General features: G+C 47.0%; 24 protein-coding genes. 3 read left to right on the top strand and 21 right to left on the bottom strand.

The features are described from left to right. Positions 1-4: 4 nt before the first annotated feature. The 11 genes from flgL to flgB form a co-directional block, all read right to left on the bottom strand. The gene (gene flgL, locus EJN92_RS18260) at positions 5-1,213 is read right to left on the bottom strand and encodes a flagellar hook-associated protein FlgL (protein ID WP_126129129.1); all 1,209 of its coding nucleotides are present in this window, start codon (positions 1,211-1,213) and stop codon (positions 5-7) included. Between the two features lie 17 nt (positions 1,214-1,230). Continuing rightward, positions 1,231-3,189, bottom strand: a complete 1,959-nt coding sequence (gene flgK / locus EJN92_RS18255) for a flagellar hook-associated protein FlgK (protein ID WP_126129128.1) — start codon at positions 3,187-3,189, stop codon at positions 1,231-1,233. A gap of 100 nt (positions 3,190-3,289) precedes the next feature. Then, positions 3,290-4,204 (bottom strand): flagellar assembly peptidoglycan hydrolase FlgJ, encoded by a 915-nt coding sequence (flgJ, locus tag EJN92_RS18250; RefSeq protein ID WP_126129127.1) that lies wholly within the window; start codon positions 4,202-4,204, stop codon positions 3,290-3,292. A gap of 9 nt (positions 4,205-4,213) precedes the next feature. Beyond that, the gene (locus EJN92_RS18245) at positions 4,214-5,341 is read right to left on the bottom strand and encodes a flagellar basal body P-ring protein FlgI (RefSeq protein WP_126129126.1); all 1,128 of its coding nucleotides are present in this window, start codon (positions 5,339-5,341) and stop codon (positions 4,214-4,216) included. A 20-nt stretch (positions 5,342-5,361) separates the two neighbouring features. Beyond that, a complete protein-coding gene (locus tag EJN92_RS18240) occupies positions 5,362-6,048 on the bottom strand; it encodes a flagellar basal body L-ring protein FlgH (RefSeq protein ID WP_227869600.1) in 687 nt (228 codons plus the stop codon). 3 nt (positions 6,049-6,051) lie between these two features. After that, positions 6,052-6,834 carry a flagellar basal-body rod protein FlgG gene (gene flgG, locus EJN92_RS18235; RefSeq protein ID WP_126129125.1) on the bottom strand — a complete coding sequence of 261 codons (783 nt, stop codon included), beginning with the start codon at positions 6,832-6,834 and terminating at the stop codon, positions 6,052-6,054. Between the two features lie 64 nt (positions 6,835-6,898). Next, positions 6,899-7,639 carry a flagellar basal-body rod protein FlgF gene (flgF, locus tag EJN92_RS18230; RefSeq protein WP_126129124.1) on the bottom strand — a complete coding sequence of 247 codons (741 nt, stop codon included), beginning with the start codon at positions 7,637-7,639 and terminating at the stop codon, positions 6,899-6,901. 57 nt (positions 7,640-7,696) lie between these two features. Continuing rightward, positions 7,697-9,040 carry a flagellar hook protein FlgE gene (gene flgE, locus EJN92_RS18225; RefSeq protein WP_126129123.1) on the bottom strand — a complete coding sequence of 448 codons (1,344 nt, stop codon included), beginning with the start codon at positions 9,038-9,040 and terminating at the stop codon, positions 7,697-7,699. Positions 9,041-9,090: 50 nt separating this feature from the next. Next, positions 9,091-9,759 (bottom strand): flagellar hook assembly protein FlgD, encoded by a 669-nt coding sequence (locus EJN92_RS18220; RefSeq protein WP_126129122.1) that lies wholly within the window; start codon positions 9,757-9,759, stop codon positions 9,091-9,093. Positions 9,760-9,781: 22 nt separating this feature from the next. Next, positions 9,782-10,186, bottom strand: a complete 405-nt coding sequence (flgC, locus tag EJN92_RS18215) for a flagellar basal body rod protein FlgC (protein ID WP_126129121.1) — start codon at positions 10,184-10,186, stop codon at positions 9,782-9,784. A 2-nt stretch (positions 10,187-10,188) separates the two neighbouring features. Then, a complete protein-coding gene (flgB, locus tag EJN92_RS18210) occupies positions 10,189-10,593 on the bottom strand; it encodes a flagellar basal body rod protein FlgB (protein ID WP_126129120.1) in 405 nt (134 codons plus the stop codon). A gap of 233 nt (positions 10,594-10,826) precedes the next feature. On the opposite strand from flgB, the gene flgA reads away from it, so the two are divergent. The 3 genes from flgA (at position 10,827) to EJN92_RS18195 (ending at position 12,400) form a co-directional block, all read left to right on the top strand. After that, complete coding sequence (gene flgA, locus EJN92_RS18205; protein WP_265415623.1) at positions 10,827-11,471, top strand: flagellar basal body P-ring formation chaperone FlgA; 645 nt, start codon at positions 10,827-10,829, stop codon at positions 11,469-11,471. A gap of 96 nt (positions 11,472-11,567) precedes the next feature. Continuing rightward, positions 11,568-11,909, top strand: coding sequence for a flagellar biosynthesis anti-sigma factor FlgM (flgM, locus tag EJN92_RS18200; protein WP_126129118.1), 342 nt, complete (start codon positions 11,568-11,570; stop codon positions 11,907-11,909). A 2-nt stretch (positions 11,910-11,911) separates the two neighbouring features. Beyond that, entirely contained in the window at positions 11,912-12,400 is a 489-nt protein-coding gene (locus EJN92_RS18195; protein ID WP_126129117.1) for a flagella synthesis protein FlgN, read from the top strand. A gap of 20 nt (positions 12,401-12,420) precedes the next feature. Here the strand turns inward: EJN92_RS18195 and motD are convergent, their stop codons facing one another. From motD to EJN92_RS18145, 10 genes are all read right to left on the bottom strand, one after another. Next, a complete protein-coding gene (motD, locus tag EJN92_RS18190) occupies positions 12,421-13,203 on the bottom strand; it encodes a flagellar motor protein MotD (protein WP_126129116.1) in 783 nt (260 codons plus the stop codon). 27 nt (positions 13,204-13,230) lie between these two features. Continuing rightward, entirely contained in the window at positions 13,231-13,971 is a 741-nt protein-coding gene (locus EJN92_RS18185; RefSeq protein ID WP_126129115.1) for a flagellar motor protein, read from the bottom strand. Continuing rightward, positions 13,953-14,684: an RNA polymerase sigma factor FliA gene (locus EJN92_RS18180; RefSeq protein WP_126129114.1), complete on the bottom strand. Its 732-nt coding sequence runs from the start codon at positions 14,682-14,684 to the stop codon at positions 13,953-13,955. The genes EJN92_RS18185 and EJN92_RS18180 overlap by 19 nt, the downstream gene beginning before the upstream one ends. A 5-nt stretch (positions 14,685-14,689) precedes the next feature. After that, positions 14,690-15,541, bottom strand: coding sequence for a MinD/ParA family ATP-binding protein (locus tag EJN92_RS18175; protein WP_227869599.1), 852 nt, complete (start codon positions 15,539-15,541; stop codon positions 14,690-14,692). Continuing rightward, complete coding sequence (gene flhF, locus EJN92_RS18170; protein ID WP_126129112.1) at positions 15,534-16,802, bottom strand: flagellar biosynthesis protein FlhF; 1,269 nt, start codon at positions 16,800-16,802, stop codon at positions 15,534-15,536. The genes EJN92_RS18175 and flhF overlap by 8 nt, the downstream gene beginning before the upstream one ends. After that, entirely contained in the window at positions 16,799-18,883 is a 2,085-nt protein-coding gene (gene flhA, locus EJN92_RS18165) for a flagellar biosynthesis protein FlhA (RefSeq protein ID WP_126129111.1), read from the bottom strand. Before flhA ends, flhF begins: the two co-directional genes overlap by 4 nt. Continuing rightward, on the bottom strand, positions 18,880-20,055 hold the full coding sequence (gene flhB / locus EJN92_RS18160) for a flagellar biosynthesis protein FlhB (protein WP_126129110.1): 1,176 nt from the start codon (positions 20,053-20,055) through the stop codon (positions 18,880-18,882). Before flhB ends, flhA begins: the two co-directional genes overlap by 4 nt. A 462-nt stretch (positions 20,056-20,517) precedes the next feature. Beyond that, on the bottom strand, positions 20,518-21,675 hold the full coding sequence (gene bamC / locus EJN92_RS18155) for an outer membrane protein assembly factor BamC (protein ID WP_126129109.1): 1,158 nt from the start codon (positions 21,673-21,675) through the stop codon (positions 20,518-20,520). Positions 21,676-21,749: 74 nt separating this feature from the next. Beyond that, the gene (gene dapA, locus EJN92_RS18150) at positions 21,750-22,628 is read right to left on the bottom strand and encodes a 4-hydroxy-tetrahydrodipicolinate synthase (RefSeq protein WP_126130010.1); all 879 of its coding nucleotides are present in this window, start codon (positions 22,626-22,628) and stop codon (positions 21,750-21,752) included. Between the two features lie 93 nt (positions 22,629-22,721). Next, the gene (locus EJN92_RS18145; protein ID WP_126129108.1) at positions 22,722-23,345 is read right to left on the bottom strand and encodes a class I SAM-dependent methyltransferase; all 624 of its coding nucleotides are present in this window, start codon (positions 23,343-23,345) and stop codon (positions 22,722-22,724) included. Between the last annotated feature and the right edge of the window lie 20 nt (positions 23,346-23,365).

The following is a 23,365-nucleotide window of genomic DNA, read 5'->3' as shown; positions in this document are numbered from 1 at the left end:
TAAATTAACTAATATAGTTAAACAAAGACAAAGACGAAGTTTTAACAAATGACTGCTGTGCCGCTTGCAAGGTTACTTCTTGTTGTTTTAACTCAGTAATCGCCTTAACGTAGTCCAAGTCCTGCAACTCAGCCAACTCTTTTTTGTACACCAAGCCAATACCATCACCAGACTCATCCAGAGTATCAATTTCTTTTAAACTAGTCCCCATATTGGTGCGCGATACGATGACGTTGGAGAGTGATGCATCGACATTATTATTCGCTTGCGCCAATCCAGCCGAGAGATCGGCTTTTGCCCCCAATGATCCCGACGAGGTCCTCAAAACATTGATCAAATCAGTCAAGGTTTCAAAAATATTTTGATTTCCAGGCTGAATTGAAAAACTATCCCCGATGCCGGGAGCTGTAGGCGTATCTGTGATATTAACTTGAATTCCGTCGAAAACAATAGGGCTACCGCTAGTGTAGGTCTGAGCACTGAGGGCAGGAAGACCGGTAGTTTTATTTAACACATCGAAATTTGTAGCCGATGAAAATTTTATCTCATAATTATTTCCGGTAAGTAAAGCGGCGTTAGCAATACTTTCCCCTGAGATCACCCCCTTCCCCAAATTCGCAGAATTTGCAGCAACAGCAAAGGCAGTTTTACTGGTACGAATATTTCCGAATACAGCAGGTCCTACATCACCCATCGCGATCTGTCTTGAGGTGTCAGCCTGCACAAATCTTTGACCTTGATCGCCAACGTAGTTTGCACCATTCGCAGTTTTAACATACGGCATGACAGTGTTTGTAAAACCTGAAAACATATAGTTTCCAGTTTCATCAGTGGAGTTCGCGAGACTTAACATTTGATCAAGGTTGCCTTGCAGTTGGGTCGCGATATAACCTCTATCCACATCAGTCAATGAACCATTACCAGCATTCACAATCAATGTCTTTACACTTTGCAGCGTGCTGGTCACGCTCGCGAGAATATTTTCAGCGCCATTTAGTGCATTCTTTCCATTGCGCCTATTTACGGCATATTGATCATTGACAGAATCTGATTGACTAATGACTAAAGCGCGAGCTGAGGCGATAGGGTCATCAGATGGGGTCAATACCCTACGACCAGTGCTCATCTGCTGGTTCGTTTTATTTAAGGCGACCTGCAAATCGCTAATCCTCGCCGCACCAGAGTCGTAGATTGTACTTGTACTAATTCGCATAATAATACCTCTAAACTTTATCTACCCAGCGCCAGTAAAGCATCGAATAACTGACTGGCTATTTGCATCAATTTACCCGCTGCCTGATAAGCCTGCTGATACCGGAGTAGGTTGGCTGCCTCTTCATCAAGATTCACTCCTGAGTCGGCTTGCTGCGCTTGCACCGCCTGCTCAAGCAGCTTTGTCTCCGACAAATTCGTCACTTCTAATTCATGCGTTTTATTCCCGACAAAACTTACGAATTGCGCGTAAGCACCTTGAAAACTCGTGCTTTTACCCACTAAGGTATTCTGTGTTTGCAATTTGCCTAGCAATAAAGCATTACGATTATCTCCCGATCCGTTACTGTTTGGAGAGATAGTAAATACATCGCCGTTAGCCGGTGTGCCAGTCACATTAAAACTGACACCACTCACCTTCACGGTTGCACCGCTGGTATATGGCACTGGCGTACCAGCCACATATGGCCCGTACGGGGTTGTCACACCATTTACCGTGACTGACACATTAGAACCTACGGGAAATCCGGTAAATGCGTTGGCAGAAAAGCTCAAACTAACTGGCGGTACGAATGATGCAGGAACAAAAGTTGCATCTATCACGCCAGGGCTGATTTTCCCGCTACCGGTATTAGTACTTGGAAAGTTGGTGGCAATTGGCGCTGCTGCAGCTAACTTCGAAGTATCGTTGATAGCAACACTAAATCCACGCACCCCAGCTGCAGTCGGGCGAATTAAAAATTCATCTCCGTTGGTCGGCGCCACCGCGGGTGCATTAAACGAAACACCATCAAATATAACCGGCAAGGTCGGCGACAAAGGTGGTGTTGTAGAGGCTCCATCCGAGAGGCGCGTAATTTGATAGTTTCCGGCTAAGTACTGGACACGATAGTCACTGGTAGTCAATGCACCTACATCCACAATACTTGCCGACATATTGCCCGTTACGCCATTATTGGTTGCGCTTGGCTGCGAGATAGGCACGCCAACATTGAAGAAATTACCGCCTAAAGCGCCATTCAAATCCTGACCTAATTTATGCTGGTCATTAAATGTAGTAGCCAAACCAATTGCAACTCGTCCTAGGGAGTTTTCCGACACATCAAGAGAGTTTGCCCTAAAACTAAATAAGCCACCTAATCGACCACCGGTCAAACTGTTTTCAGCAATCTGAACCAAAGTACCATTGGTCTCATAAGCCACTTCTAGTCTTGAGGGATCAGTTAAAGAACTTGTAACTTGCAAACTCGATGCTTTACTGCCTAATACCAGGGGTTGGCCAGTTCCCATGAAAATATTAATTTTCCCGCCCTGCGGAACCACAGAAACATTAACCAACTTACTTAATTCAGTAATAAGGTTATCGCGATGATCCAAGAGATCATTCGGCAAACCGCCGACGCTTTGAGCGCGCTCTATCGTTTCATTTAATGCAGCCAATTGACTCGTATAACTATTAATGGTGCCGACCGAATCTTGAATTTGACCGTTGACACCCTCACGCAGTTGATCAATACGGTTTTGCAAACTTTGAAGTCTTGCAGTGAGGGCTGAACCGGAAGATATAACGGATTGTCGAGCGGCAGCACCTGCCGTTCCATTTGGCGTAGTCGCTAGATTTTGTACTGAATTAAAAAACTCTTGGATTGCAGGCGAAGCACCCGCCTGCGGATCTGCAACTAAGTTATTTATTTGTTTGATTTGACCAAAATAGGCATCCGCATAATTTTTGGAGGACTGCGTTGAGTTAACTTGCTGTCCTAGAAATTGATTATAAACCCTTGCTACCTGGTCAACTTTAACGCCTTGCCCGAGATAGGATCCACCATTACCTTGAGGCTCGGCCGCACTCTGCGAGATAACTTGGCGGTTATACCCAGGAGTTGCTGCATTGGCAATATTATGCCCGGTGGTTGCAATCCCTACTTGCGCAGCCAAAAGTGCACTTTGCCCTATACCTAATACGTTGGTGCCCATGAGTAAACCTATTTAGTTTGCTTGCGTTAACAGTTTCAACATTTCTTAATCAAGTTAACGGGGATAATGCCAAAAACTTTAATCAGAGAAATTGCCCTTACTATGCAGATAATGTTTGTTTGATAATTTTCGAAAGTTTCATTGCGTATTGAGGATCAGTCGCATATCCAGCCTTTTGCAATCCAAAGGCGAAACTTGTCGCGTCTTTGGCATTTGCAATAACATTTTCATAACGAGGGTTTTTTGTTAGCAATTTCGCATAATCTTTGAATGCATCGCTATATGAATCGTAAGCCTTAAATTTTTGAATTTTCCGACTAGCAACACCATCAATATACTCTGTAGTCACCGCTTCAACCGTTTTTCCTTTCCAAGAACTCGTGGCCTTCATACCAAAAATATTATGGCTAGCCGATCCATCCATAGCCTTAATTTCTTTCTTTCCCCAACCACTCTCGAGAGCGGCTTGGCCTAGCATAAATTTAGCAGGTATTCCGGTTTCCAAACTAGCTTGTTCAGCATGCGCGGCGAGTTTTTGCTGGAACTCTTTCACGTGAGTGGGGGCATTTTTATTTAAACCGAATGTTTCAGTAGATTCGATTTTCTTTTCGAAATTTGCTTGTTTAAGATAAGAATCCAGCCCGTTCAAATTTTTCAAATCCGCTTTATTATCATTACTTAAAGAAGTATCTAGGCCTAGAATTTGATTCCCAGCATTATTGGATAGCTGCCGCACCAAGGCATCTGCCAAGCCTATCCCTCGCTTAGACATATTTTGTGATAATTGCTGGTCCAACATAGAAGTATACATACGACTTTGTTCATTTTCGAAGGGGCTATCTTTACTCTCGGCCTGCCGCATCGATTTGAGCATCATATTCATAAACAATGCTTCAAATTGCTTGGCAGCCTCCTTCAGGGCCTCCGGCGATTTTTCTCTCGCAGATTGTTTTAGCCCATCAAGCCCCTTACTATCGAAAGCAAGTTTATCTGATAAATCGGCGCGGCCTATCATGATTAATCCTTAGATAATTTCCAAATCGGCATGCAAGGCACCCGATGCCTTCATTGCCTGCAATATGGCCAGTAAATCCTGCGGTGTCGCGCCGATAGAATTAAGTGCCTTTACCACATCGCTCAAAGAAGCGCCTGCTTTAAGCACCATTAACTGTCCCGCATCCTTAGCAATCGTTATATTTGAATTTGCGGTGCCAGCGGTCTGCCCGCCAGCCAAAGCATTAGGTTGGCTAACTGCGTTGTCAGTATTAATGACGATAGACAAATTTCCGTGTGAGATCGCGCATGTGTCGAGCGTGACCGATTGGTTCATCACGATAGAACCTGTGCGTGCGTTCAATATTACCTTCGCAGCATTCTGTGCGGGTGTGACATCAATGCTTTCCAACGCGCCTAGGAAACTAACTCGCTGATCATTACTAGCAGGCGCTTTCACCTGAATAACTCTGCCGTCAACCGCTGCTGCGGTATCAGCACCAAAGCGCTTATTGATAGCCTCAACGACCCGACTTGCGGTAGAGAAATCTGAAGTATTCAACTCCAACTGTATGATATTCCCATGTCCTAAGACAGAGGCAACCGCACGTTCAACGGTGGCACCTGAGGATATTCTGCCCACACTTAAGTGATTAATTTGCGCCTTACTTCCATTCGCCGATGCACCAACCCCACCAACCAAGACATTACCTTGGGCCATACCATAAATTTGATTGTCAGCGCCCTTAAGAGGTGTCATCAACAAGGTGCCGCCGCGCAAACTTTTAGCGTTACCAATTGAGGACACCGTAATATCCAAGGTTTGCCCTGGTTGGGCAAAGGGAGGAAGCGAGGTTGTTACCATGACGGCCGCAACATTTTTCAATTGCAGACTGGTACCAACCGGGATGCTCACACCAAGTTGCTGCATCATATTGATAATGCTTTGCACAGTAAATGGAGTTTGGGTAGTTTGATCGCCACTACCGTCCAGACCAACCACTAAACCATAGCCTATCAATTGATTCTGTCTTACGCCTTGTATGCCGGCCAAATCTTTCAAGCGTTCAGCCGCCACCTCAAATGGGGTAAAGCCAAGGGACACAAACAGGCATGTTGTGAGCGAAATTTTGAACGCAGAGAAAAATTTACTTATCATCACAATGCTCTTAAGGAAGGCTATAAAGGAATAAAACTCAGAAAAAACCGCGTCAACAAAGAATTCATTTCGGCGATATCAACATGGCTAGTCGAGCGATATTCGAACCGCGCATCAGCCACCTGAGTAGATGCTACCTGATTTCCGGCAGTGACCGTCTGAGGGTTGACAACACCCGAAAAACGGACGAACTCAGCGCCTTTATCAAAGGCGATTTGTTTCTCTCCACTGACCAATAAATTGCCATTTGGCAGAACATCAATGACAGTAACTGCGATGGTGCCAGTAAAGCTATTACTCGCCGTCTCAGCGCCCTTTTCATCAAATTTGCTTGAGGATGTGGTTGAAATAGACGCTTTGGCTAAAGTGCTAGCAGGAATTCCAAGAACGACAGGAGCTGAAAATGAGGCGCCGCCAGATTTGCTTCCAGAACTTGCGGCAGCTTTTCCTGCCGAGGTTTTTTCACTGATAGAGACTGTCATTACGTCACCAATCAATCTCGCTCTAGAATCCTCAAAAAGAGGTCTATAAAATGCCGATTGAAAAATTGCACCATTCATCTCGCGTTGCGGTTTAGCGGATTGTGGCTGTATCGTCATAGGCTGATGCACAATAGGGGTCGGCGTAACTGCGCAACCCGACAAGCCAATCGCAAAACACAAGCCTAAAAAGATTTTAATATTCATCATTTCCTCAGCATCACTCAATAATTACAGTTGCGAAAGTCTTTGCAGCATCTGATCTGATGTCGTTATTGCCTTACTATTGATCTCGTAAGCCCTTTGCGTCTGTATCATATTGACCAATTCTTCGGCCACATTCACATTCGAAGTCTCGACCGAACTTTGTATAAGAAGCCCAGCGCCATTTGTTCCTGGGGTATTCGTGCCAGGATTACCGGAAGCTGCGGTCTCAACATATAGATTCTCGCCCATAGACATCAACCCAGCCGAATTAATGAAGGTTGCTAGCTGAATAGACCCAACCTGCACTGGAGCGCTAGATCCGGGCTGAGTTACTGATACCGTACCATCGCGTCCAACCGTAACACTTTGGGCGTTAGCGGGTATCGTAATAGCAGGTTGAATCACAAAGCCACTGGCCGTCACCATTTGACCTTGGCTATCTACTTGAAAAGAACCATCACGTGTATATGCAGTCGAGCCATCGGGCATCAACACCTGAAAAAAACCTTGACCGCTAATAGCCAGGTCTTTACTATTCCCAGTTTGCTGAAGATTCCCCTGAGTGAAAATACGTTCAGTTGCAACGGGCCGAACACCGGTTCCTAGCTGCAAACCCGATGGCAATTGGGTTTGCTGAGAACTTTGGGCGCCAGGTTGACGTATGTTTTGATACAGAAGATCTTCAAAAATCGCACGTGAACGCTTGAAGCCTGTGGTGCTTACGTTTGCAAGATTGTTGGTGATTACATCCATTTGCGTCTGTTGCGCATCTAGACCTGTTTTTGCTATCCATAATGAACGTATCATTTTATTCTTCCTTATTCCGCATATCCGAAGGCGCCATCAAGCCTGTTATTACTTTAATTATCTATCAGCCCAGATTGAAAATTTGCCCCGCTTTTGCGGCATTACTCTCGGCGTTGCTTAATAATTTCATTTGCATTTCGAAAGAGCGAGCGAGATTAATCATGCTAACCATAGACTCAACCACGTTCACATTACTTCCTTCCAACATACCACCAGCGACCGTCACGTTCAGATCAGAATCTACAGCAAGACCGTCTTTGGTTTTAAACAAACCATCGTCACCTCGCAGTAAATTTTCTTCAGCTGGATTCACTAATTTTAAGCGCCCTATCACTTCCACCGCATTCGGTTTACTTCCCGTCGGCACCGTTGACACTGTGCCATCTTTCGCGATAGCAATAGAAACATCAGGAGGAATAGTGATTGGACCGCCATCTCCAAGAACATTCAATCCACTCTGAGTCTGCAACACACCATTTTCACTAAGCTTTAAACTGCCATGCCGGGTATAGCCTTCCGTGCCGTCTGCTTTTTCTACCGCCAACCATCCCTTGCCTTGAATTGCCAGATCCAGCTCGCGTCCAGTGCTCTGAAAGCTGCCGGTAGAAAAATCCGTACCGACAGTCGCATCAACCACAAATGCCCTAGTTGGCAAGCCTGGCCCCAAGATAGGCACCGCGCGAAATGAATCAAGTTGGGCGCGAAAACCGGTAGTCGTGGCATTGGCAAGATTGTGCGAAGTGGTAGCCTGCTGCTCCAATATATGCTTCGCTCCCGTCATCGCGGTATAAATTAAGCGGTCCATGACATCCTTCTTAGCTAGCTAATTGGTTTAATAAATGCGCGTTCATACTGATATTAATTAACGTAGATTTACCAAAGTCTGCAATATCTGATCCTGAGTTTTAATTGTTTGGGCATTTGCCTGGTAAATCCGCTGCGCTGTAATCATATTCACCAATTCGCCCGTCAGATCAGTATTCGAATCTTCAGTGGAACTAGCTGCCAACACCCCCAAACTTCCGGACCCCGGGGATCCAACTAAAGGCTGGCCAGAAGTTGCCGTTTCATTCCATTGGTTATCACCTAGAGATTGCAATCCATTCGGATTAACAAAATTTGCAACAACAACCTGCGCTAAGACCCGCGTCGTTCCATTAGTGTAACTACCGACGATAGAGCCATCTTTTGAGGTATTGAATTTCGATAATTTCCCAGAGGTAAAACCATCTTGCTTCAGAAAATTTACGCTAAATGGGGAGCCAAATTGGGTCGTTCCAGTCAGATCATATTTCACCAACAATGGAGTGGAAATCGGAGTGACCGAGCCAGTACTAGGAACATCTATCCGGACATCAAACGCGAAAGGAGTTGTAGCCGCGGAAGGTGTGACCGTCGTTAATTTACCGAATGCATCAAAACCCACTTTTCCTATCGAATTAGTCGGTGTTGGAGCGGGAAGTCCAGGCGGCGTTAGCGGTGGATAAACACCATCCACCACCGTAAACACATCCCATTCTTTAGTCACAGTGGAAGGCGGTCCCGGTAACGCCCGGTTACTCTGAACATAGAAAGTCTGCAAAATATGCGGGTTTCCCAAGCTATCAAAAACCTCTACCGAAGTTGCCTTATTAAATGTGCTGGGGTCCGTTGGATTAAATGCCACCAAGGTAGTTATCGGTGGTGTACCAGTTGTTTTTGGAACCAACTCACGAGAATCTAGATTGACACGAGTATTGATATTGGCGGTCTGATTTGCAGCCACGTCAGCAGTATTAATAACGATAGGAACCGCGGCTCCTGTAGAGAGTACGCCTTGCGCATTCGCCACATAACCAGTTAACTGAGCGCCCTGAGAATTAACTAAGCCCCCATTTTTATCCATCTGAAACTGACCATTACGACTATACGTAATTGAGCCATTGGTCGACATTCTAAAAAATCCAGCTCCGTTAATCGCAATATCTAAAGGATTATTTGTTCCGGTAATATTTCCTTGAGTAAATTGCTGGGCCACGGTCGCTAACCTTGTACCAATACCTACGCTATTTGTACCACCGCCGCTGAGCGAGTTGGCATACACATCGGCAAACTGCGCTTGCGCCATTTTAAAACCGACAGTATTGGCATTTGCAATATTATTCCCGATGACGTCCAGCGATTTAGACGCCGCATTTAGTCCGCTCAAGCCTTGTTGGAAACCCATGATTTTCTCCTCTATCAATTATTTAGATGCAACGCCACTCAGTACCAAGATCAGTAAATTTGCTTTACGTCAGCCATACTGATATTTCCAATATTCGCTACACTTAATTTCGCGCCTTGTGCACCGGAGCTGATACTAGAAACAATGCCAAAACCAAGAGTTTTCGCGTCAAGCTTTTTCTCACCAGATCTCGCACTCACCTCAAATTTATAGACACCATTCGGCGCAACCGCCCCACTATCAGTCTTACCATCCCAGGTAAGAGTATTGACTCCCTCGGCCATGGCATCGGCATCAATAGTTTTCACAATAAGACCACCAGAATTGCGAATAGAAATGCTCACTTTATCAGCTGCCTGCGGCAACTCAACCCCATAAATGGCTTTACCATCGGTTAGAGAAATCGCATTACCAGAAGCTATTACTCCATGCCCTATCATGCTAGCGGCTTGTAAGTTTTGAGCCGCCAAAAAATTGGTGTTCATAGACGTGACGGTCGCATTTAATTTATCGATTCCTGTCACCGTTGACAACTGCGCTAATTGGCTGGTTACTTGCGCGTTATCCATAGGATTTAATGGATCTTGGTTTTTCATCTGAGTAACCAGTAAGGTCATAAACCTGTCCTGAGCCTCTTGCGTTGAATTTTTAGCGGCGCGACCACCATTCATAGTCGCTTGCAAGCTGGGATCAACGTTATTTGTTTGTACGGTAGTCATGACTATCTCACTTTATGATGGATTACTGACCCAAAGTCAGCGTTTTCAACAACATGGTCTTGGCGGCATTCATCGTCTCTACATTGGTTTGATACGAGCGCGACGCCGAAATCATATTCACCATTTCCTCAACAACGTTAACATTTGGCATCGCAACATAACCTTTTTCATCAGCCAGAGGATGCTTGGGGTCATACATCATTTTTGGTGGATTAGCATCCTCCACCACCTCACTCACTTTGACGGCGGTTGAAGTTGAGCTAATCGTTGGAACCGCACTGAACACGACTTGCTTTGCTTTATAGGGCTGGCCATTCGAACTTGTCACACTATCAGCATTTGCCAAGTTGCTAGAAACCACGTTTAGGCGCTGTGCTTGCGCACTCATGGCAGAACCTGCAACGTTAAAAATATTAAATAAAGACATGGCTATTGCCCCTGAATTGCAGAAAGCATATTTCTAATTTGCATATTTAGAATAGTCAAACTAGCTTCATAACGTAAAGAGTTCTCGGCAAACTGATTCCGCTCAACGTCCATATCAACGGTATTTCCATCCACATTAGCTTGATCATTATTGCGATACTGAGTAGCCACACCAGATCCATTTTTCGAATCCAAATGGGTCGCCGTCGTTTTTATCAAGGTAGCAGCATCTTGGTTGCCGTTCTTATGCAAGGCGGCATTCATGACAGCACCAAAATCAATGTCGCGAGCCTTATAATTAGGAGTGTCTGCATTGGCAATATTTGATGCAAGCAACTGCTGACGCTGCCCTCGAACACTGAGCGCGATCTCGTGAAAACGCATAAAATCATCTACTTTCCCAACCATATCCCCTCCTAGATCAAACCTGGACCACAGCCACAAGAGCCGAAACGGTTCTTTATATTTATCATAGTAGATGCTCTAACCCCATTCGGATCGAAGGAGCATCACTATAAATCCCCCGCTATTCCCCAATTTAAAAAACTAGCTGAGCGCTAACATTGCCGTATATAAGTGGCATAGAGAAAAGTATGGATAGGTTCATTTTTTGCGCAGTGCTATGCACATGCAATTTGGCAATGGCGCAGAGTTCCGAAGCGACACAAGATTTGGCGCAATTAAAGTTGCTGGCCGAAGATTTTTTGAAACAACAGACTTCGAGTTATCCAGGCTCAGTTGAGATTAGCAGCGCACAATTTGACAGTCGACTAAAACTGCCAGCGTGCAGCAACCCGCGCCCATTTTTAACACCGGGCAGCAGAATAGTAGGAAAAGTGACCGTAGGAATACGTTGCACAACACCAAAGCCATGGAATATTTTTCTCGCGGCCCAAATAAAAGTCAGTGGTGATTATTATGTAACGACCAAACAAATTTCACCTGGGCAAACTATCCTCCCCTCAGACATACTCAAAGTGAGTGGCGAATTATCCAGCTTACCAGCAGGTGTCATTACAAATCCAGAACAAATCATAGGAAAAACGCTTAGTAACTCACTTGCTTCGGGCAGCATCATAAAATTGGATGCAGTAAAGGCTTTTCCATTCATCCAGCAAGGGCAAAGTGTAAAAATTATCAGTGCGGGACCTGGGTTTCAAGTAACGACAGATGGTATAGCGTTAAATAGCGCAAACGAAGGGCAAGTGGCGAGGGCGAAAATCTTATCAGGGCAGGTCCTGAGCGGCGTCGCCAAAATGGCAGGCGTCTTAGAGATTAATTATTAATAAAAACATATTTAATAACTTCAATGGCAAGCTGATAAAATATTTCTTCGAGTTATGTTAAAGTTTAAAATAACACAGCCGATATACAAAGTGTAGATGTATATAAATACCACCAAAAAGGGTGCTGCTGTGAAAATTGAGAACACACTAAATAAGACTGCTGAACTGGCTCCAAGTCCGTTGCAGACACGTACTGAACGCTCTCCTGAGAAGGCTGAATCTGCCAATACGCCCTCTCATAACGTACAGATTTCTTCGCTATCCACCCAGTTGCAAGCGCTACAAAACACGCAATCAAGCGGAACAGTATTTGCCTCTAAAAAAGTAGAAGAAATTAAACTTGCCATTTCCGAAGGTCGCTTCCGGGTAGACGCGGAAAAAGTCGCCGATGGTCTCCTAGAAACTGTTAAAGATTTACTTAACGCGAGAAAACGCTAGTCATGAGTCAGATTGATCTCTATCCGTCAAAGTTGTCTGAGTGCTTGCTCGAGGAGTTAAGTACCATGTCACTTTTAGCAGATTTATTAAAAACGGAAGAGACTGCGTTGGTGGCCGCTGATGTCGCGACACTAAACAATTTAACCCAAGCAAAGAGTCAACAACTTGCCGCGCTTTCTAGTTTAGAAAAAAAACGCCAGTCTTACCTGACGCATATGGGCTACTCCAATGACGCGAAAGGTATGCAAGACTTTCTAGCGACGGGAAAAATTGAACCAGCAAGCTCGGAAAACTGGATAAAATTACTACAAATATCCGCCAGTGCAAAAGAAACAAATCGTACCAACGGCCTACTAATTAATCGTCAAATCAGCAAAAATCAAGGTGCTCTCAACATACTTCAGCAAAACAATCCTGCTGGCGCGATGTATGGTCCGAACGGTCAGTCCACGAATAAATCATCCTCTGGCAGAGGATTTATCATCGGCTAAATAATTGACGCATTAGTTGATTATTTCCGATCTCCAGTATTACCCACCGGCACTTCGACTGCTTGCTCTGGCAAAATTGCCAGAATAGTTACCGTCACGCGACGATTTCTGGAGCGCCCCTCAGCGGTTTCATTCGAGCCGACCGGCAATTTTGGCCCCTGCCCAACGGCTGTCATACGATTTTCATCGATACCATTTTCGGTAAATAAACGCACGACGCTACTGGCACGCACAGCAGACAGCTCCCAGTTAGAGGGAAACATAGAGTTTTTTATCGGAAGATTATCGGTAAAACCTTCGACCTGAATCGCATGATCATCACTGGCAAGCACAGAAGCTATAGCTTTGAGTGCAACATATGAATCATCACTTAGTCGCGCCTCCCCTGGCGCAAATAGGACACTGGCATTAATTTCTATGGTCACACCCCGGCTTGTTTGCGTGACCCTGACCTTCCCCTCTCGCACTAGAGGCTCAAGTACTGCAAGGATATCCCTCGCAACACTGGTCATTTGATCTCTCTCCTTTCGTAAAGGCGCAGCATTCTTTTGCTTAATTTGCGCGCTGGAATCGAGTTTGATTGTTTTTTCTATCGGAGCGTCAGGGATTTTCCCCGAGGAAATCATGGCATTCCCAAAGGCCCCAGTCAAAGAATTAGAAAGAACCCGATACTTCCCTTCATTCAGCGAAGAAATCGCATACATCACAACAAAAAATGCGAACAACAAAGTCATGAAATCAGCATACGACACCAACCACCGGTCATGCGTATCTGGTTCTTCCTGATATTTTTTTCGCGCCATTTGTGTCTTCTGATTTGTGTCTTCTGTTTAATGTTTGTGGTTTAACAGTCTCTCCTCGACGATTCGAGGACTATCACCTTGCGCGATACTATAAAAAATATCGGCTAACATTTCTCGACGAACGACTTCACGCCCTACAATTTCTTTTAACTTATTCGCGACCGGTAGAAAAAGTAGATTGGCCAATCCCACCCCGTAGATAGTCGCCACAAATGCAACCGCGATACCGCTACCTAATTTACTAGGGTCCGTCAGATTTTCCATCACATGTATCAAACCCAATACCGCCCCCAAAATCCCTATGGTAGGCGAGTAACCACCAGCGGCATCCCATATCTTAATTGCCTGGCGCTGCTCCATTTCGTAGAAGGAAATATCGATCTCTAAAATTTCACGTAAGCGCACTGGATCAATACCATCAATGACGAGTCGCAAACCCTTTCCAATAAATGGATCTTTTGAAGAGTCCATATATTTTTCCAGGCTAAGAAAGCCCTCACGGCGCGCCACCACGCTCCAAATCATGGCATCCTGCACGTTCTTTTTACTCGTATCTTGCGGCATGTTCACTACCCATTTGAGCATGTTTACACCGCGAATAAAGGTAGGCATGCGGCTCTGCAAGAGTACCGCGCCTATGGTACCTATCACCACAATGACAAATGCAGCTGGCTGCACCAAGGACGACAGACTTCCGCCCTCAATAGCCTGGCCAAATACTATGCCACCAACGACCAAGATCAAACCAATTAAGCTAGCCCAGTCCACGCTCTCTCCCTCAATGACACCCTTAAGCGGGCCACAGCTTGACTATGCAGTTGGGAAACCCGGGATTCAGAAACCCCCATTACCGCCCCAATTTCCTTTAAATTTAACTCTTGCTCATAATACAAACCCATTAATAGCTTTTCGCGTTCCGGTAAACTATTAATCGCGGCTATCACCGCGTCACGAAAATCACCATGCAGCAGATTTTGTAAAGGATCGCCTGAGTCGTCCGAAGAATAATGATCAAGGAAATGTTCCTTGGTATCGGCATCATGAAAATCTTCATAATAGACCAATTGATGGCCGCCACTTTCACCCAATAATTCCTGGTATTCGGTGAGCGACAATTTGAGTAATTTTGCCACTTCAGTTTCTAAAGGTGGACGCCCCAATTTTTGCTGCAATGAATTCATCGCATTTTCAATTTTCCGCATATTTTGACGTACACCACGCGGTAACCAATCACTGCTGCGCAACTCATCCAACATGGCGCCACGTATGCGTTGCACCGCATAGGTCTCAAATTGCGCACCATGATTATCTTCATAGCGGTTCACGGCATCGAGCAAACCTATCATTCCTGCTTGCACGAGATCATCCACCTCGACACTAGGAGGCAGGCGCGCTTTTAGCTGATAAGCCAAACGTTTAACGAGAGGCGCATGCTCCGTAAGCAAGGAATTTTTATCCGATTTTCCGCTGGCGGTGTACATAAATTTTATATTTCCAAGCGAACACCTACATCAGGTATTTTTTGTAACGCTAGAGTTGATCGTGCTGCTAATACGGATTCTGAAAAATACTCAGCCAACCGAGAAAATGCCTGAGACGCCAGCGCTTGCGGAAATGCATCAATCACCGAGCGGCCTAAATTTGCCGCTTTTTTCATGTGCTCGTCGGCTGGAACATAACCCACGAAATGCAAGGGAACCGCCAGATACCGGCTGGCTGCCTGGGCCATATTTGTGTACACCAGTCGCGCTTCTTTTTCATTGGAGCCAGAGACTAAAACACCGTAAGAGCGCCGTCCGACCCGATTACTGACGCGCTTAATTAAGCCATAGGCCTCTTTTATACTGACTGGATTCGCCGAGACCTGCATAACGAGCTCACTTTCATCCAAGGAAGCAAGTGGAAAAGCGTCATTCATATCGACTTCACTGTCGACTATGACCAAACTAGAGCGATCGACCGCCAAATCAAACACACGTGACAAATTCCGAAAATTCTCGGGAAGCAGACTATTTGATGTTATCTCATACTTAGAGAGCATAGTCACAGAAAGCCCCGAAGAGATAAGTTTTATCACATTTTGTATTGTACGCTGTTGTTGTGCAACATCCAACAAGGTCTGATGTGGATCAGCATTCAACCAAGCACCAACGCTATTGCGCGAAGATCTGGCGTCAACCATTAACACCTGCTGCCCTTGTCTGGCGAGAGCGGCACCCAAATTGACTAATACTGCACTCTTCTCCTCATCCCGCAAGGCTGACAAGAAGGTCAACACGCGCGTCTTTGGCACTTCCAACATACGGCGTAAACCCTCCGCCTGATCGAAATTAGCCAAGGCTATGCTCCTTAAGGTTGGCAGCTACAGTTTGCCTAGCATGCAAATTTGCATTCGCCATCAAGATAGGCAATTCATCATCCTGAAACTTGAAAGCGCCAGTTTCACGTTTTAATTTGAAGGCACGGTCAACCAGATACAGTTTATTTGCCACATGCAAGTCTTCTGGAACGCGCTGTCCACTGGCGACATAGTAAATATTGAGTTTCTGGCGTATCACGATATCGAGTGCGCCACCGATAGTGGCGGCCTCATCCAACTTGGTCAAAATACAGCCAGCCAAGCCATTACCCTGATAGGCGCGCACCACTTCACTCAGGGTTTCCCCGGTAGAAGTGGCATTCAAGCAAAGCAGACGTTTCACACTGGCATCGGCACCGGATAACATAGCAACCTGCTCCGTCACCATTTTGTCACGCTGACTGACACCGACGGTATCAATCAATACCGTATGCTTATTTTTCAGCTCCGAGAGGGCAATGCGCAGATCCGCCTCATCCTTCACCGAATGCACCATGACGCCTAAAATTTTCCCATAAATTCGCAATTGCTCGTAGCCACCGATACGATAACCATCGGTCGTGATTAAAGCTAATTTTGCCGGACCATGCCGCATCACGCAGCGCGCCGCAAGTTTAGCCGTAGTGGTAGTTTTCCCGACGCCTGTTGGGCCTACCAAAGCGTACACACCGCCTTTTTCTAAAATTTCACTCTCATTACTGATAGTCGATAAATTGTTCGCAAGGGTAGATTTAATCCAGGCTAAACCATTGCTAGCCAGTTCAGATTCAGGCAATTTATCCAGCAGATAGCGCGATAAACTGGCGCTAAAGCCGGTGGCCAGCATTTCTTTCAAAAGCATGGCTTTTTGAGGTTGGCGTTTTTGTGTATTCGCCCACGACAATTCCGCCAATTGCGACTCCAACATGCCGCGCATGGATCGAATTTCAGTCATTACATCTGAAAATTCCGCTGCACTCATGCCGCTAGCGTTCTCATTCGATGGCAATGCGGTACTCGCATATCGATTCAGGTCTAACTGCGCATTGCCCCTGGGAGTAAAACTAGGCATAGCCGGTACTGCCACAGCATCGATGGCCGGCGTCGCGATTGAATTAATCGCGGCATCTGCCATCGCTAGTATCTCCACCCTGCCATCAACCACGCGATTGGATAAAATAACGGCATCTGAGCCCAGGGCATCGCGCAACATGCGGATTGCCTCGCGCGACGTATTGGCTGTAAATTTTCTGACGTTCATAATTGACCTCCTACCAAACTAGTGACTCTAATTGTTTTTGTCTCGGGTATTTCTGCGTGCGACAACACTTTTAATTGTGGCAAAGTACGCTTCAAGAAGCGCGCCAACAAGGCACGCAATTGATTTGGTACCAGCAGCACGGGAGTAAGCCCCATCTGCTCTTGATGCTGGGCTGCAGTTTCAGTCTGACTCGCCAGTGTATCGGCTAGACCTGGCTCTATGCCTGCACCATCGGCGCCGCTAGTCTGCAAGGCTTGCATCAGCAAACGCTCCAAACGGTTATCCAGCGTCATCACAGTGAGCTCATTACCGGACGGGAAAATTTGCTGGACGATGGCACGTCCCAAAGCAACCCGCACATAACTGGTTAAATCATTGGCATCTTGGGTTTGCGCGCCGAACTCGGTAAGGGTTTCAATAATGCTGCGCATATCCCGGATGTGTACGCCTTCGATCAAAAGGTTTTGCAAGACTTTTTGAACCACCGACAAGGGCAACAATTTAGGCACTAGATCTTCGATTAATTTAGGCGTGTCTTTGGCGAGGTGATCCAATAATTGCTGGACTTCATGCCGCCCCAGCAGCTCTGCCGCATGCGAGGTAATCAAATGATTTAAATGGGTGGCGATCACAGTACCTGCATCGACCACGGTGTAGCCCAGCGCCTGTGCGTGTTCACGCATGCTCGCCTCTATCCACACTGCCGGCAAACCAAAGGCCGGGTCGGTCGTGACCACACCAGGCAAAGTCCCCGACACCATACCCGGATCTATCGCCAGATACTGCCCGTTATTCGCCTCACCGACACCAACATCCACGCCTTTCAGGGTGATTTTATAGGCCGATGGTCGCAACTCCAGGTTGTCTCGAATATGCACAGGCGGCGAAAGAAAACCGACTTCTTGCGCGAATTTTTTACGTATGCCCTTAATGCGGCGCAATAGCTCACCGCCCTGCGCCTTATCCACCAAAGGGATCAAGCGATAACCGACTTCCAGACCTAAGGTATCGACTGGCAAAATATCTTGCCAGGTAGCCTCTTCCACTTCAGCCGAGGCGAGCGGCGCTTCCGCTTTAGTCTCAACAGGAGCCACCTGTTGCGCTTTTTTACTGAGCAAATACCCGCCACCACCGAGCACTGCTGCTAATAAGATGAAGGCAATATGCGGCATACCAGGAATGATACCCATGCCACCCACAATCACCGCGGTAATCTGCAAGACCTGCGGCTTAGCAAATAATTGATTGATCAATTGACCGCCAATATCTTCATCGCTAGCGACTCGAGAAACCACCACACCGGCAGCGGTAGAGATGATCAATGAGGGGATTTGTGCAACCAGGCCATCACCAATTGCCAGTAGAGTATAAATCTTTAGGGCATTCGAAAAATCCAGGTCATGCTGGACAATACCGACTACCAGGCCGCCGATCACGTTGATGATGGTAATCACAATACCGGCTACCGCATCACCTCTGACGTATTTACTCGCACCATCCATCGCGCCATAAAATTCTGCTTCTTGCGCCACTTCGGTACGGCGGCGGCGTGCTTCAGGTTCAGCGATCAAGCCGGCATTTAAATCCGCATCGATCGCCATTTGCTTACCTGGCATCGCATCTAAGGCAAACCGGGCACCAACCTCAGCAATACGCCCGGCACCTTTGGTCACCACGGTAAAGTTAATGATGGTCAGAATAATAAATACCACGATACCGACGGTATAGTTACCGCCAATCAAAAAGTGACCGAACGCCTCGATCACCTTACCGGCGGCATCTGGCCCGGTATGTCCCTCGGTCAGTACCACGCGGGTGGAGGCCACGTTCAATGACAAACGCAGCATGGTGCTGACCAAAAGTACGGTAGGAAACACCATAAAATCGAGCGGCTTTACCGTATACAAACTGGTCAGCAAGACGATAATCGCCAGCGCAATATTGAAACTAAAAAATATATCCAACACGAAAGCCGGCAGCGGCAAAATCATCATCGCCAGCATCATGATAATCAGGATAGGCGCAGCCAAGGCCTGACCTGGTATCGCTGTCATCCATGCCGGGAATTTAAAACCATTCATACTTTAGCTTCCAACTGATTGTTCGGTGCATTGTTAGGCGCATTGTTAGGATCCAACTCTAAGGGAACTGGTAAATCGGAAGGCTCCACCGGGCGCATACCTCCATGCTGACGGAAACCACGCAATTGAAATACATAGGCCAGCACTTCCGCCACGGCCGCGTACAGAGCCTCAGGTATTTCATCGCCCAACTCGGTATGTTTAAACAAGGCACGCGCCAGGGGCGGAGCTTCCAGCAAGGGAATATTATTTTCCTTACCCAACTCACGAATTTTCGCGGCGACCGCATCTGCACCTTTGGCGACCACCCGTGGCGCGCCCGTACCGCCCTCCTTGTATTTCAAGGCCACCGCAAAATGCGTAGGATTGGTCACAATCACGTCGGCGGTAGGCACTTCTGCCATCATGCGGCGGCGCGCCATCTCGCGCTGCTGCTGGCGAATTTTGGCTTTCACCTGAGGATTACCGTTCGCCTCTTTCGATTCCTGCACCACTTCCTGATGCGTCATCATTAATTTATTCGAGTAATGCCACATTTGATATGGCGCATCGATCGCCGCGATCAAAATCAAGCCGCCAACGATAGACAAAAAACAAACGGCCAACATGCTTCCAAGATGCGCACTACCTTGCTTTAAAGGTTCCAGCGCCAGTCCGAAAATTGCCTCTTTTTGATGCGAGACCACGAGCCATGCAATGCTGCCGACCAAAATTGTCTTCATAATTGCTTTGAACAACTCGGCTGCCGCCCTGCTAGAAACCATATTCACCAGACCGGACATGGGATTCATGCGTGAAAAATTCGGCTGCAAGGCCTTGGCACTAAACAACCAACCACCGATCAACAGAGGCGAACCGAGCGCCACCAAGATCAAGAGCCCGGCGATCGGTGCAAACGCCAACAAAATCTGCTCTAGCGTGCGTGAAACTAGCGTCAGCAACATGGTCGAGTCGTACGCCAAGGCCCGCTCCATCGACAAAAAAGCGATCAAGGCATGACTCAACTCGCGTATCAAACCGTCTCCTGCCACCCACAAGGAGCCACCAGCGGCCAGCAAAATGGTACAGGTCGACAACTCTCTGGAGCGCGGCACATCGCCCTCTTCCCGCGCCTGTTCTAGACGCTTGGGTGAGGCCGGTTCGGTTCTTTCGAGATCGCTATCTTCGGCCATGGCCGACTCCAATTCATCTTCACTTACTGTCAAGACAAAGAATTGACAGATTTACAGTAAGGATTATTCGCGAAATCGGCGCACCTAGATGCCGCGAATACACGATTAATTACCCCCTACTTCTTGGAATCACTTGCTTTTGAGCAAGTGCAAGCAAGCGCACCATCATTGCCTGCAATGGCAAGACAGCTGAGCAGATTAAACCTGAAGTGGGGATCATTAACAAAATAAAAACACCGCGCTTGTGCAATAGGCATGCGGGTTTCCAGCATGCCATGCTCGAAACCCGCATGGATACTCGCTAACCGGGCAGGCAAGGCTGCCGACCGCATGCAGATTGCGCCCTAGCCTGCCACCGTGACGCGCAAAAAAAAATGAGCCCATCGCGGGCTCATTTTTTATACCTCTAAGTGTAGTTCGGGATCTACCCCGCTAAGGCTTATTCCGACTATTTTTAGCGGCTTACTTCAATTGCTCATTGAGCAGCGTCAGGATTTTACTCGATACCGCGGACTCTTCTGGCTTACCCTCGTTATTGAGTACCGTGACGCGACTTAATTCGCCGCTATCCTTGACTTGTACGCGGTATTTCTGAGAGTTTTTGGTGGCATCACTGCTGCCCCAGGAAAACAACTTAGAAAGCATACCATCGCTGGCACCCTTGGTTTTGGCATCGATATCTTGATCAATATAACGAACAAAATACACGCCTTGTGAACGATCTCTATCCTCGACGGTAAAGCCCATACGATCTAAGGCCAAACCAACTCTACGCCATGAACGGTCAAAGCCCTCATCGGTCTCGACATAGCTGATTGTGCCATCTTTGAGCAGTTGTGAGCGTGGTTTTACTGTAGCAACTGCGTTCACCGCAACTTTCGCGCGCTCGCCATCGGAACCCAGACGCACCATCAGGCGCGTCAAAAATTCAGCTTCCAAGCCGCTATCGGAAGGTCTAGGAGTCCAGGTGGTGCCATCTTTTTGCACGCCGACCAAGACCTCTTGCGCACCGCGATGACTGATGTAAATTTCTACGTTGCCGTTCGCTGCACGCTCTAGACGGGTACGAAATTTATCTCTCTCCCCAGTCGAATACAGCGAATCTAAGACCTTGCCCAAGGTATTGCGCAACATGTCTTGCGGAATCTTGGCGCGGTTTTCTGCCCAATCGGTTTCCATGATGCCAGCATCTTGTTTTTCTATGCTGATCAGGAAACCCAGATCTTGCCAAAAGTCCTTCAGCAAAGGCCACAGGGCTTCTGGCGTACGCTTAACGCTTAACCAGCGCTGCGAACCATCGCGCTCTATACGCATATCTTGCACTTGATTCGGCGCGATCATGGCGCTCGCCACTACCGGTGCAGTCGATGACTTCTGCAGATTGTAGCTGGAGGCGGTAGCACTACCTTGGTTCGCTTCCGGAATAGCGAAGCGACTATCTCTACGAATTTGCGTTAAATCAGGAGGAACTTCCAAAGCGACCGTACTTACTTTACTGGCACTCTTGTAATCAATGCGATTAGATTCAAACCCAGTTGAAGTGCAACCAGCTAAACCGATTACGCCAACCAGCAATAAAGCACGATTCATCTCTTTATTAGCAACAAAGCTTTTTGCCATGTGAAAGTCCCTACGAATTATTATCAATTAAAATCAAACTGAGACCAGAGCAAAAGCCTGGCCCAAGAAAAAACTTATTTCAAAATACCCGATTCACGCATCGCAGCGCGCACAGGTTCATGAAATTGTTCCGACATAGGCACTAAAGGCAAACGCATGCCTGTCGGTATCAAACCCATCTCCATCATGGCCCATTTTACTGGCAGAGGATTTGGCTCTATAAATAACTTATTATGCAAAGGTATCAAACGATTATTAATCGCGATCGCCTCCTTGATATCGCCACGCATAGCAGCGGCACACAAGTCATGCATGGCACGTGGTGCCACATTGGCAGTCACCGAAATATTCCCTTTACCACCGCAAAACATCAAGGCCATCGCGGTTGCATCATCGCCCGAATAGACGGCAAATGACTCTGGCGCCAAACGGATCAAATCTGTATCGCGCGCAATATTACCACTCGCTTCTTTGACACCTATGATGCCAGGCACTTGCGCCAAACGCAGCATAGTCTCGTTTGACATATCGGCCACGGTACGACCTGGCACGTTATACAAAATAACCGGGATATCAACTGATTCAGCGATTTTTTTGAAATGCTGATACATCCCTTCTTGGGTAGGACGATTATAGTAAGGCACCACTTGCAGCGAGGCATCGGCACCGCTAGCTTTGGCAAACTTGGTCAAGACGATCGCTTCTGCGGTGGAGTTGCCACCGGAACCAGCGATAATCGGTACCCGTTTATTCGTATGCTCGACTGCTACCCGGATTAATTCACAGTGCTCTTCAACGCTGACAGTCGGTGATTCACCGGTGGTGCCGACGATCACGATGCCGTCAGTACCCTCTGCAATATGCCAATCGATTAATTTGCGCAAGCAAGGCAAATCAAGACTGCCATCTGCATGCATTGGGGTCACAATAGCAACCAGACTTCCTTGTATCATAGTCATGTTAGCGCGAGAAAAAGTAAAACCCTGATTGTAGCGGATCGCCCTCATGTATGGGCGAGAATCGCTAGAAATTCAAGCAAAAGAGCGTCAAATTCTATCCAGAACGCCCGCATAAGCCAAGCCAGACCCTAGCGAGCGCAGGCATATCCTTTGCAGCATGGCTGGAGCCGGTTTTTCTACATAGCCATGCTCATAGGCGATGCAATGATTTTTTTGATTTGGCATAGTATCAGACAGAAATTCGCGCAAAAGTTCCCCATCTTGCAATAAGAAGTCAGGATTCTTGGGGCGTCCATAGGTTTCATTGCCTAGCGCGAAGGTTTCATAAATCAAGACACCCTGATGATTCAAAGCCGCATTTAAGTAGGGGAATAAGGGTCTATGCAAATAATTGGTCACGATGATGCCAGCAAACATAGCTGGCTGAAACGGCCAATTGGACGTTTCAGCGGCATCGCCGTCAGCCGGCGACTCCAGATCAAACTGCAAGCAACGTGCACCCAGCACCTCCAAAGGCGCTAGTAAGGCCGCCTCTTTATCCAGCGCCCAGACCTCATACCCAGCATCGAGCAAGAGCCGTGTATGCCGTCCACTACCGCATGCCAGATCAAGTACTGGTCCGGCATCCTTAGGTATCAGCGGCAAAAACCGGTGCACCCAAGCAGAGGCTATTGCGCTATTTGAGGAATTGAAGTCAGGGGTATGCGCCATATTGGTCACTTTGCTTGGAA

This window comes from Undibacterium parvum, from assembly GCF_003955735.1.
Taxonomy (GTDB): Bacteria; Pseudomonadota; Gammaproteobacteria; order Burkholderiales; family Burkholderiaceae_D; genus Undibacterium; species Undibacterium parvum.
This window is presented reverse-complemented; position numbering and strand designations above follow the sequence as displayed.